The 11710-nt window shown below is 60.6% G+C and carries 8 protein-coding genes; 1 reads left to right on the top strand and 7 read right to left on the bottom strand.

Annotated features, from left to right (window positions below; genetic code table 11):
• Positions 1-3: 3 nt before the first annotated feature.
• The 5 genes from F8N82_RS10320 to F8N82_RS10300 are packed head-to-tail and all read right to left on the bottom strand — an operon-like array spanning position 4 to position 7093.
• A complete protein-coding gene (locus F8N82_RS10320) occupies positions 4-1068 on the bottom strand; it encodes a hypothetical protein (protein ID WP_150776842.1) in 1065 nt (354 codons plus the stop codon).
• Positions 1068-4970 carry a phage tail protein gene (locus F8N82_RS10315; protein ID WP_150776841.1) on the bottom strand — a complete coding sequence of 1301 codons (3903 nt, stop codon included), beginning with the start codon at positions 4968-4970 and terminating at the stop codon, positions 1068-1070. Before F8N82_RS10315 ends, F8N82_RS10320 begins: the two co-directional genes overlap by 1 nt.
• A gap of 54 nt (positions 4971-5024) precedes the next feature.
• Complete coding sequence (locus tag F8N82_RS10310; RefSeq protein ID WP_150776840.1) at positions 5025-5609, bottom strand: tail assembly protein; 585 nt, start codon at positions 5607-5609, stop codon at positions 5025-5027.
• Complete coding sequence (locus F8N82_RS10305; RefSeq protein WP_150776839.1) at positions 5606-6388, bottom strand: C40 family peptidase; 783 nt, start codon at positions 6386-6388, stop codon at positions 5606-5608. Before F8N82_RS10305 ends, F8N82_RS10310 begins: the two co-directional genes overlap by 4 nt.
• A 3-nt stretch (positions 6389-6391) precedes the next feature.
• A complete protein-coding gene (locus F8N82_RS10300; protein ID WP_150776838.1) occupies positions 6392-7093 on the bottom strand; it encodes a phage minor tail protein L in 702 nt (233 codons plus the stop codon).
• 196 nt (positions 7094-7289) lie between these two features.
• On the opposite strand from F8N82_RS10300, the gene F8N82_RS10295 reads away from it, so the two are divergent.
• Positions 7290-7520, top strand: coding sequence for a hypothetical protein (locus F8N82_RS10295; RefSeq protein ID WP_150776837.1), 231 nt, complete (start codon positions 7290-7292; stop codon positions 7518-7520).
• Between the two features lie 155 nt (positions 7521-7675).
• Here the strand turns inward: F8N82_RS10295 and F8N82_RS10290 are convergent, their stop codons facing one another.
• Positions 7676-8023, bottom strand: coding sequence for a phage tail protein (locus F8N82_RS10290; protein WP_150776836.1), 348 nt, complete (start codon positions 8021-8023; stop codon positions 7676-7678).
• Positions 8020-11700 carry a tape measure protein gene (locus F8N82_RS10285; RefSeq protein WP_150776835.1) on the bottom strand — a complete coding sequence of 1227 codons (3681 nt, stop codon included), beginning with the start codon at positions 11698-11700 and terminating at the stop codon, positions 8020-8022. The genes F8N82_RS10290 and F8N82_RS10285 overlap by 4 nt, the downstream gene beginning before the upstream one ends.
• Positions 11701-11710 lie beyond the last annotated feature (10 nt).

Raw genomic sequence — 11710 nt, 5'->3', positions numbered from 1 at the left:
TAATTAAAGTGGGAGTTGTGGCCGTGACGCGAATGCTGTTCTACCGTTTGGCGTGACAGCATCTACCCCGCCTGCGTTTGATGTATGCATCTTCAGGACCGTCCGGTCATTTGGAAGGAACCCCCCGAAGTTTGTTTTGATGGGCTGGGAACCCTGGACAATGTTTGTACAAGAGAACAACGCGTTCGCAAGTACGTAATCACCCTGCTGGCCTGTCCAAGGCATCCTGAATGAAGAAATATAGTTACCCGGCAATTCTATAGGTTGCCCGTCGTTATAGAATGACGTTGCTGTCGGTTGACTGTTCAAAGTCGCAATATTGGCTGTCGATGAAAACAGCCTCGCCCCGTCAGCGGCGTGCACCGTTGCGCCATACATACCAGCCACACTTGTATCGGACTGGTATGTAGCGCAATACCACTTCATCTGCATGTAATCAGAAACTGATAACCCATGATACATGTAGTAGTTTCCATACTGAACTACCCCCCAGCCTGTCCAATTGCCTGGTGATCCTTCCACATAGAAACCTCCAACCATCATGTAATTGGCAGCATTCAGAAAAACCAAAGGTCGCTCATAGGTGGTGATTGGCGTCGGAAACTTGTAGAAGAAGCTCGGGATGATTTGCGCCTGCATTCCTGGCTGCCAGTACATTCCGAACTGAAACTCCCCACTGTATCTAACCCCAAGCACCCTATTGACCGAATCAATCTGGGTCTTGACATTGTTATTAAAAGTTCTTACCCCGTAATTACCATTATTGGCAAAAGGCTCGCTTCCTTGCGATAGGATCATCAACTGCCACTGAGTCACGCCGGCCGCGCGCAGCTGAAGCTTCCCTGGCGTCCACCAAGCTTGAGGTGTCCACGTGTTTTCCTTGAGGTCCATTAGCGCATCGACCACAACGAAAGACTCAGCGGTAATTTCAGGAACATCTAACGTCTGGTTGTATTGCCCATTGCCGGTGATGGTCATCATCTTCAGCGACCGGATGGAGGTGATCGAAGTATCCAGGGTCACCCTGCCGGATGCATCCTTGGTGCGCATTCCATACTGAACCGCCATCAGGTCAGCCTCCCGCCTGCGAAGCGCTCTTGACCCGCTGCGTCGTACACGTACAGGCCGCCGTTATTGAGCAGGGTTGAGCCGTCAGCATCCTGCCCGCGCAGTACAAACGTGCCAGCAGCGAAGTTGATTTCCAGCAGCGGGTCACCCTTGCTATTGACCGCAGCTGAACGGATCGACATCCCTGCGATGATCTCCTTGATGAACGCTGTATTGATGATCGCCTGGCTGATGAACACCTGGCCGTTCTGTACAACAAACGGCGTGATCAGCTGGCCGGTGACCTCGTCGACAATCGCAAAGCGCTGGGCAAAGGCCAGGATCTCCGAGGTGGTCCCATTGCTGCCCAGGGCCAGGCCAGCCATCACCGTCTTGCCGCCAACCACCGTCTGGGCCTTGATCGTCGTTTGCGCGGACACGCGGCCATTGAGGTCGACCACCGTCTGGCTGACCTGCTGGACCGACGCAGATGTGTCGTTGAGCGAGGCCTCCAGCGTTTCTGACTTCATCGCCAGGGCGCGATCGGCATTGGCCAGGGTTCTGGTCTCCGAAGAGAACTTCGCCCTGGCGTTCCAGGCATCCAGTGCTCCCAGCAGATCACCTTCCCCATCATCGTCACGCCCGGCGGTGTACACCGATTCGACCGAGGTCCGCATAGACGCGACGGTTTCGTCGGTTGTGGACTGGGCTTCGGACACCTGCTGTATGCGCGAGGCGTTGCCGTCAACCTCGGTCTTCAGCTGGTCAAGGCGCGACGAGGTGGCCTGCTCATTGGTGGCCACCACCTGCTCGAGCGTGCTGAGCCCCGCCTTGTTGTCCCCGACCTGGGCATCGAGCGTCGTCAGACGTTCGGCCATGGCGAAGTCCTTGGCCGCCTGAACGCGCGTCTGCTGGGCTGCCGCTGCCTTGGAGTTGAAGCTGTCCAGGGCATCGGCAAGATCGCCTTCGCCGTCGTCGTCCCTGTATCCGGCCTGCAGCGCCTGCATCTGGCTGGCCGTGGCCGTCACCTTGCCGTCGATCTCACTGATATCGGTGGTGTTCTGCTCGACCTGTGCCGCCAGGGCATTGGCCGTCTGCAGGATGGTGCCGATATCCGCCCAGTACAGCGGGTCAGGTGGCGCGGCGCCGACTGGCACTGCACCCTTGGCCTGGTACAGGTGCTGGCCGTCGCGGACGATGTCGCCGGCGGCGTAGGGCTTGGCTGGGTCGTAGGCCAGGGCGTCAGTGATCTGGTCGAGGCGGTCATAGATCTCATCCTTGGCCTGCTCCAGGCGGTCGTTTACCGACCCTGGGCCATCGCCCGAGATTTTCTCGATCTCCTTGCGCAACTCTGGGTACAGAGCGCCGCTGCCGATCTGCTCGCGGAAGTACTCCTCGTACAGGCTCTGGTCAGCACTGGAATGGCCATTGATGCCAACGGCTTCAGGGAACCACGGGCCGACGTTGCCGGTGCGGTCGATCAGCCGCGCCCAGAAGAAGAACGACACGCCAGCAGCCAGGCCGTGCATTTCGTGCTCGGCCTGCGGGTAAGCGAAGTCGCCCAGCTTGATCGCGTCGCCCCGCGAGGTGGTCTTGCTGTAGCAGATCTCCGTCCGCTGGGTGTCCTCGGCGCCAGCAGGGAAGCCCCAGGCCAGCTTGATGCCGTAGACCAGCGGGGTGGCCTCCAGCTTGGTGACCGCCGGCGGCGGGGTCGTCTTGCCTGCGACATCGGTAAGCACCGAGTTGGTCGGCATTGATGCGACATCCATCGCACTGACGGCGCGCACGCGGGCCAGGTACTGACCGGCATACACGCCGCGCACGTCAGCCGACAGTTCGCCGGTACGCGGCAACTTGATCCAATCCCGGGCGCCCCAGCGCCATTCCACGTCATAGGCCACCGCCCCGGGCGCTGCGTCCCAACCGATGACCATGGTGGTAACGGCCATGCCCTGCTCTACGGAGCTGTGACTGGTGATCAGCACGCGCGCCGGTGCGTCCTGCACGCCAGGCGGCAGCACGCTGATTGGACGATCATCGATCACGGTACCGTAGTCGATGGCGTCGAATTTGCTCGGCTCGTGCTGGATCAGCTCCAACTGGAACTGGTGCCACTCCGGCCGCGTGACGTTACGCACGTAGAACTGCATCAGCTTCAGGTCGTCATAGTCCAGCGCCCAGCCGCATTCTGCCTCGGGCACCTCGCTGTAGTCGGCCATCACTGTGACCTGCCGGCCAGACACCGAACGGACTTGGCGGGCCTCGGCCTTGCCACTGGGGAGGTTGACCTGCAGCCGCGCTCCGGTGGGCACCTCAACATCGCGATCCAGAGTAATGACCCGGTCAGCAACGGCAGCAATGCGCCCGCCATTGGCACGGCCCGCCAGCATAGAATCTGCAACCGAGATCACCTTGCCCGGCTTTGGAATGTAGCCATCAAGGCCGACGCGCATGGTTGCACCGCGAACCTGCAGTTGCTCGGTCAGCAGCGCCCATTGGCCGGCACGCTGGGCCTGGCCGCGAGACGTACAACCCACGGCTTCGACGGAGGTTTCGCGCACACCATAGTCGGCCATGGCGTCCTCATCGAACACGGGCTCCTTGTCGGTATCGAAGCCCTGAGCGGGATCGTCGAATGAGACCATCGCGAGGCTGTGCCGATCGCGCCATTTGCTGCCGGTGTACTTGATGGCGCCATCACCCAGGATCTGGGCGCCGGTGTAGGTGTAGGCTGAATCCTGCGGCATGTCGGCGTTGACGACGATCTGGCTACCATCCCAGAAGGCCAGGCCGTGGAAGATAGCGGCAAGATCCTGCAGCACCGCCCAGGCCTCGGCCTGCTTCTGCAGGTACAGGTTGCAGGTGAAGCGCGGCTCCTGGCCGCCCTTGCCGTCCGGCACCATCTGGTCGCAGTACTGGGCAATGCGGTACAGGGACCAGCGGTTGATCATGCTGGCATCGACGCGCTCGCCAAGGCCGTAGTACGGATGCAGGGCCAGGTCGTAGAAGATCCATGCCGGGTTATTGGTGTAGGCCTCCTTGAAGGTGCCATCCCAAACCCCGTTGCTGGTACCGGGGCCTGCCGTGGCATAGGTCCTGGTCGCCGGGTCATAGTTCATCGGCACGCGGATGATGCGGCCACGCATCAGCACCGCCACCTTGGCGATATCGCCACCGAACTGCTGGGCGTCGTACTCGAGGCAGCCGACCGCCGTCAGAGGGTACTCCTGATCGCTGTCGACTACTTCGGCAATGGCCTCCACCACCATGCCATCCTGTACCAGAGAGCTGTTGGCTTCAGGCGTCAGTCGCCGGGCGCGAATGGACCAGCGGCTACCGGCCGGCAACTCGATGCGGTGGGAGCGCTCGTACTTGGTGATGTTCTTGCGGTCGACTTCGGAGGTAAGCACCTGCAGGTAGGGGCCGCCATCGGTCGAGACATCCACGGCGTACTCGATGCGCACGCCATTGATGTTGCCGCTGGCATCTTGCGACTGCAGTTGCGGCCAGCTGAAGCGCAGGCGCACGGCATCGATCATGGAGTTGGTGATCGAGTGCAGCCACGGGGTGTTGCTCCTCAACTCCTGGCCGACATCGATCTCGTTGCTCGACTCGCTGATACCCGCCAGGCGCTCTTGGTCCAGCTCGCCCGCGCGAAACTGCCACTTAACGCCGGGGTAGTTGAGGGTGCCATCCTCGGCCATGATCGGCGTGCCGGCGAGCTTGACCGAGCGTAGCCCGTGCACTGGGCCGACGATGGGGCCCCAGCTCCACAGGTAGACAATCCGCGCCGTGGAGATAGACGGCACGCTGTTCGAGGCGATGCTGGGTTGTTTCTGTTTCTTCTGCCCGCCCTTGCTGCCGACAACCCGTCGGCGGCTGCTCGCTGCCCGCCGCGGCTTGCGCTTCACTGCTGCGCCCATGCGCCCCTCCAGAAACGAAAAAACCCGCCGAAGCGGGTCAGGAATTGCCAGTCGTCAGAGCTGGTCTTGCGTGTAGATGCCGCCCGACTCGACGGCGCCGCCAATCTCGCGTTCGCCATACAGCACCGGGTACGGGTTGCCCTGAGCGATGGTGGTCACCGCCGAGCCAAAGCCATATGACGGATTGTTTCCGTCCTCGTTGCGGTCGAGACTGCCTGTCTTGGCTGTCGGGGACAGCATCTGCACTACGCCACCCAGGGCCAGGGCGCCGCCACCCGCGATCAAGGCCATGCCAGGCCCAGCCGACAACCCGCCGTTGAACATGCCAGCCACCACCAGCACCGCACCCAGCACGACCTGGAACAGGCCGGCCTGCTTGCTGCCCTGAATGATCGGCGCGATGCGGATAACGCCGTTGTCGTCGCCCACCAGGTCGAGCTCCTGGTTGTCCAGGTTGCGCGTGCCCGAGAACACCGTGAACACCAGACCCCGCTCCTCGCCGGTGGTGATGAACTTCTCGAAGCCCGGCACCATCGCGCACAGCGCCCCGATCGCGTCACGCACGCTGTGCACATCGAGGATGTACTCACGGCCGAAGTTCTTGCGCAGCACCCCGTAAAGCTTGATGGTCCGTTTCATGGGCGATAGTCCTTGTGGCGCAGCACCAGACGGCAGCGGTTGGCCATCGACCAACCGTAGATGTCGCGGGAGGAAGAGCGGCCGGCCATGTGGTGGTAGATGAATGGGCCGCTGCCGCCCAGTGTCGGCGCGTCCTCGCTGACCAGCGCCGGCTCGTCGCCCAGGTAGATGGCTGCATGGTTCGGGTGGTAGCACGGCCTGCCCGGGGACGGGACCATGAACACCAGCATGTCGCCGCGCTTGGGCGTGTCGACCTGGTAGAAGCCGGCGCTAGTAAAATTGTCCTCGTAGAGGCTTGCCCCGTCCGGGTCTTCCCACCACAGATCCTGGCGCTCGAAGTTCGGCAGCTGCAGGCCAGCCTCACGGGCGTACCAATCGCGGCAGGCGCCCCAGCAATCGAGCAGGCCATGGGCGAACTCGCGGCCCAGCAGCGGAGCCTGGTAACCCGAGGGCTTGAACCATTCCATATCGCCGCCTGGCCAGCCCACGATGCCCCAGGGCACCTCGTGCAACTCGCAACTGACACGGTCGGCCATGCTAGGCGTCGGTGCGGCGTCCGGGTGGCTGTGGATGATCGCCAGCAGTTCGCCGCGGTCCTCGGCCTGGGCCAGATCCTCGTGGTGCAAGGTGAAGTGGTCGCGCGGCGTCCTGGCCAGGTTCCGGCACGGCACGTATTCGCGGCCCTGGTCGGTTTTGATCAGTACGCCGCAGGCCTCGGCCGGGTGTTCGCGCTCGGCATGCTCGCGGATCGCGGCCTGCAGCTGTTGGTTGATGCGCATGGGTTACCTCGAACTGGCAATGAGACTGGCGCCCATGGAGCCGCCAAAGCGCCGGGTATTGCCCCGGGCCTTGCAGCTTTTCCGGCGGCCGCCGCAACGATCGAGCGCCGGATTATCGGTGGGCTCGTCCTTCTTGGTGAACATGGCCGACCCGGTATAGGCGCAGGCCTCCTGCCGGTACTGCCCACGGCAGGCCCAGCGGCAGAGCTTGGTGATCTGCTGGCTGGGCAGCATCTGGCCGCCCAGGTCCAGCGGGCTGGAGAGCTGAAACGTCACCTGCTCGCGGTCTTCGTCGGTCTTCTGCTCGATGTACCAGAGGTTTTCCCGGGCCTGGTTCGAGGCGTCAGGGTTGCCATCGGGGAAGTTGGCGGCGTCCAGGAAGTGCCGAAAGGTCTCGATCACTTTCACCTTCGCACCGGCCAGGTCCTTCAGGTGCAGGCACAGCGCGGTCACCGCGCCGCGCACACCATCGATCTCGTTGGCCAGCTGTAGCGTTGGGCTGGCCGGCCTGCCATCGCCGCGGATGTCGAAGCCCTCTGCGTCGAGCTGTTGCGGCGAGTAGAGGTTGCCCTGCCAGATGATGTCGCCTTCCTGGGCATGGCCGTGGAAGCGCATCAGGTTGCCGCCCAGGCGCGTAGCGTCCACCTCGAACAGCCGGATCTGGTTGCCCGGCTCAAGCTTTTGGATGTCGGTGTTGAAGTTCATGGGGCCTCAGAAAGAAGAAACCCCGCTATAGGCGGGGCTCATAAAGTGACTGGGCAGACATCCAGCGTGGATGAAAAGCCAGTAACGGGGCTGGAATTTGTAGTAGTAGCGTTGTGCCTCGCCATGGCCGGGCAATACAGCCTCCAGGGGCGAAATTGCTAAGTGACGCGCCTTTCTATTTAAACGGAATTTACGAATGAACAATGAGCAGCAGTTGGTACAGGCAATCAACAACCACACCGAGGAGATTGCTACTTTGCAATGCCTGGTGATCGGACTTCTGAAGCACATCCAAGAAAACCAGGGGTATGACTCAGCTCATGAGGCAATCACCCATGCACTTGCAGAATCATCAAAAATGCAGCCGCCCGGCCGGATTGGTGGGAACAGCCAAAAGATCAGGGATCTTGCCAAAATCCTAGGCTGACGGTGGTTTGTCTGCCCTGCCGCATGCGGGGCAGACCCCGTCCGTTGGCCTCTCCGTCTTTTTGATCTGGTACTCCAAACTAGGCATAGATACAAACGGACGATCAACCGGTACAGGCTTCGATGCAGCTTCATTTTTCATGTTGAACCTCTGAATCAGTAAGGGGTGAATACCTGCTTCATCTTGAAGCTGAGCGTGAACAGGCCGGCGCCTTTCGGGTCGAGTTTGTAACCGTTGACCTTGTATCTCCCCTGGGTACCGCCGGGCGGAATCCAGAGGAATGACCGGTAGCCCTCATGGCGATCAAGGAAGTCACGGACCTGCCGTAACTCATCGCCTGGTTCAAGGCCGCCGGTCATCTGGTGATCCCAGTCTTCGGACTTGGTGTTGATACCCGTGCCGCCCGACTGGGTGTAGCCATCACCGAAGTCGTTCTCCCAGGTACGCTGCTTGATCTCGCCCGAGGCACCCACTCGGGTGCAAAAGCTAAATACCTCGGTCATGTTCTCCTCCACAGGATCCCGCCCTGCTGGGTCGCGCGGTAAAGCGCATCCTCGATCTTCTGGTCCAGAGCTGCGCCGACCGAATCACCGATACGCTTCGAATCGTCCGCCGACGTTCCGGGCGGAACCTGGACAACTACATCGACCTTGATGGGCGGTAACCCGGTGTTCATACCCCTGCCCGCATCGCCCGCATTACGCAGATACTGGGTCAGGTCGCGGTTCTGATTGGGGTTGAGCACGCGCTCGCCGCCATCGAGCAGCCAGGTGCCCTCACGCGGGATGCTGTCAATGCCGCTGTGAGCCATACCCATCAGCGCGGTTGATGCAACTCCGGCCACCATTGGTGCAGTAGCCATTGCCGCAGTTGCAGCAGCAGCCGGCGCAGCAGCAGGGCCAATCATCGGGATTGCGGCAGTCGAGGCGTATGCCGCCAGCTGAGCCTGGAACGAAGCTGCCTGCGCATGCGCCACCAGAGCCAAGCCAGCAGAGGACTGTGTAGCTTTGCCGACCATCAGCTGCACGGCCTGGTACACCAGCCACTGGGCAGCCATGTCCGTCAGTGCGCCGACAGTTGCCTTGGCGAACCCGGTAACCATGTCCATCAGTGCATCCCCGGCATCCTTCGACCCGGTAGCTACGTCGGACATGAACGAACTGAGCTCGCTCCTGGCGCTACCCAGCACTGAGGCTGTTGCATCAGCAGCCTGCACCGAGTAGTCCTGGGCGTAATCAACGAAGTTCTGCCAGGCATCGCTGACACCATCCATCCAGTTGGATTGGGCCTCGTCCAGCCGGCTGTAGTAGTCCACCTGCAAGGACAACCGAGTAGCCAGCGCATCGCTCAATAGAGCGGTTTCTTTCTTGTAGTTCGCTTCAGCGTCCGGGTCGCCGGCAATCTCTGCCTCTTTGTACTCCTTGTACATCTCGCGGCGCTGCTTGTTGAAATCCTGCTCGATGCTGAGCATTTCCCGGAAGCGCTCACGGTACTTCTCGCCCCGACCCGCACCTGCAAGCTCCTGATCGAAGCCATCCTTCGCAGTACGGTTTTCTTCCTTGAGGTTGAAGTCCAAAGCAGCTAAGCGCTTGGCGTCCTGGTCAGCCTTGAGCAGTGTCTTCTTGGCGTCGAGCTCGGCCGCATACCCTTCCAGCGATTTTTTCTGCAGCGAATTCAGATTTTCATACTTGCCGCTCGCAACCTCGAAGGCCAGCTTTTCGACTTCGGTTGCATTTTTGCGCTTATCGGTCGAGGTGTTCATCAGCTCGATCTGGCGCTGATAATTTTCCTCAGCGTCCGCGAACGTCTTCTTGAGCGACTTCATTTCTGAGGCGTGCTCTCGGGTCGACTTGGTCGCCGCCTTGTTAGCCTCATCCTGAGCCTTTGAAGCATGTGCCGCGGACAGGATCGCAATCCGGTCAGCTTCGGACAGATCCTTGTGCTCAGAAATGAAACGATTGGCCTCCTTGACCGCATCGTTGTTGTCTTGAAGCTTTACGAGCTTTTGTTGAATCGTCTGCAGGTACTTCTGGCCGGCTGCGGTGAGGCTGGATGTAGCGGTTGCTGCGGCAGAAGTGGCCACCGAGCTTTTCTCTTGCGCGGCGCTAAGCTGGGCAAGGCGCGCTGTAGCTTCCTTTGCTGCCTGGTCCTGGTTCGACCACCCTTCAGCAGACTTTTTCAGGTCGTTGAGGAGTGTCGGCGAAACGCCAGGGATTTTCCCTGCCTTCTCAAGAACAGGAATCATGGAGCCGCCGTTTTTTGCGACCTCCTGGAGTTGATCGCTCAGGTCTTTGTAATCCTTGGCGCGCTGAATTGTCTGCGCATTGCTAGAGCCTGCAATGCGAGAAGGTAGTGAAAGCGAATCCGAGCCAAGCACGCCCTTTTTCAAAGTAGCCTGAAGGGAGTCGAGCTCTTCTTTTGCAGCTTTCACTGCCTCCGCCTGAGCCTCTCCCCAGCGCACCAGGGCACCAGCTCTTTGCTCTTCGGTCATCGCCTTGAAGCGCGCGATTACGTCGTCCATTGGGCCGCGAAGTTGCTCAAGCCCCTCTTTCGCTTTATCGCTACTGCTTCTGAAGTCGACAAACGAAAGCGCTACAGCCCCAGAAATAAACAGCAACCCCACAGGACCGCCCATCAAAGCCAATAACCCGCGGCCAGCATTCGCCAGAGCACCAAAAGCGCGGCCGGCAACGGTGGCCGATGCAGCGGCGGAATCAGCGGCCCTGGAGGTGGCTGCTAGAGCGTTCGCAACCGCGGTGGTTTCCCCGTAGGCAGTAACAGCTGCCGTCCGCATCGCATAGGCCTGCCGAATTTGCGCGGAGGCCGCCGTCGTGGTTGCGGCCAGGGCTCGCTCGGCCTTCTCAACGCTTTTTAGCATGGCAACTTCAGCTTGCCGCAGTTCTGCCAGCCGGGTGAGGGACTTTGTACGCCCCACATCGGTGATCTGTGCAGCTAGGCGCTGCTGCTCAAGCTGTCGCTCAGCAACCAGTGCAGATTGTGTCGCTTTGAGGTTGGCAAGTTCGGAGATTTGACGCGCCCGATCCGATGCAACCTTGCCTTCTGCCGCCTTGATTTCCAGCGCGGCACGCTCCATGAGCGCCTTGGCATCGATTTGCTTCGCCTGCGCGGCCCATAGATCCTTCTTGGCAGTGTCCGCTGCAGCAGCAAGGGCTGCTTTACTTGCAGAGGCCGAATACAGAGCCGCCCCCGCCTGCTGGGCGTACCCACCAGCCACTCGGCCAAGCGCAACAAACAGCCCCGTGGTCAATACTTGGGATAGGGTATTCGACTCCTTCGTTATCGAGCTCATGACCGCCGGAAGGCTATTGTCGATCGCTTTCGAGAGGCCAACAAACTCCGCTGAGACCCTGGAACTTGCCCCGGTAGCCTGGTCAAGTTCGCCAATGAAATGCGTGAGCGAGTTGCTGATCTTGGTGAAGCTGTTCCCAATTGTGGTTGCGGTCTTGGCGAACAGTGCATCAACCGCGCCCGACTGGCTTTGCAAGGCCTTGACCACCGCCTGAGCGGTGAGCTCGCCAGCAGCACCCATCGCTCGCAATTCGCCAACGGTTTTCCCCATGCCGGCCGCAATGGCCTGGGAAAGCGCCGGAGCCTGCTCCATCACGGAGTTAAGTTCTTCGCCGCGAAGTACGCCCGACGCAAATGCTTGGCCGAGCTGGATGAGGGCTGCGTTTGCGCTCTCCGCCGATGACCCGGAGATAGCCAGCGTCTTGCTGATGGTCCCGACGATTCCGGCAACACCCTCACCGGACAACTTCAACGCGTCCTGGTTGGTGGCGATGCGCTGATATAGCTCGGCAGTGGCCGCCAAGGGCTGGGCAGAATCTTGAGCAATGCCGAAAACCGCTTTCTGCGCAGCTGCCAACTCGGTGGAGTTGTCTGTCACCAACTTTAGTCGGTTCGTGAGCGTACTATATGCCTCCGTTGCGCTGTGCACGGCAGTCACACTGAAAGCTGCAGCGAGCGGGCCTGCAATACGCGAAGCGACTGCGGACAGCGAAAGGAACTGCCCTTGAAGAGCGTTTATGCGCGATGCAGCAGCGTCAGCGGCCGCCCCGGTGCTTGCTACAGATCTCGACGCTCTATTCATTCCCTCTTGAAAGCCGCCAATTCTAGCTATCAAATCGAGAGTCAGTGTGCCAAGGGAGCGCGATGCCATTTACTTTCCT

Origin of the sequence: Pseudomonas fluorescens (assembly GCF_902497775.2) — a bacterium.
In the GTDB taxonomy this organism is placed as follows: domain Bacteria; phylum Pseudomonadota; class Gammaproteobacteria; order Pseudomonadales; family Pseudomonadaceae; genus Aquipseudomonas; species Aquipseudomonas putida_F.
This window is presented reverse-complemented; position numbering and strand designations above follow the sequence as displayed.

Coding starts and splice junctions, on each gene's coding strand:
- F8N82_RS10285 (WP_150776835.1), bottom strand. CDS start 11,700: ATGGCATCGCGCTCCCTTGGCACACTGACTCTCGATTTGATAGCTAGA.
- F8N82_RS10290 (WP_150776836.1), bottom strand. CDS start 8,023: ATGACCGAGGTATTTAGCTTTTGCACCCGAGTGGGTGCCTCGGGCGAG.
- F8N82_RS10315 (WP_150776841.1), bottom strand. CDS start 4,970: ATGGGCGCAGCAGTGAAGCGCAAGCCGCGGCGGGCAGCGAGCAGCCGC.
- F8N82_RS10300 (WP_150776838.1), bottom strand. CDS start 7,093: ATGAACTTCAACACCGACATCCAAAAGCTTGAGCCGGGCAACCAGATC.
- F8N82_RS10295 (WP_150776837.1), top strand. CDS start 7,290: ATGAACAATGAGCAGCAGTTGGTACAGGCAATCAACAACCACACCGAG.
- F8N82_RS10320 (WP_150776842.1), bottom strand. CDS start 1,068: ATGGCGGTTCAGTATGGAATGCGCACCAAGGATGCATCCGGCAGGGTG.
- F8N82_RS10305 (WP_150776839.1), bottom strand. CDS start 6,388: ATGCGCATCAACCAACAGCTGCAGGCCGCGATCCGCGAGCATGCCGAG.
- F8N82_RS10310 (WP_150776840.1), bottom strand. CDS start 5,609: ATGAAACGGACCATCAAGCTTTACGGGGTGCTGCGCAAGAACTTCGGC.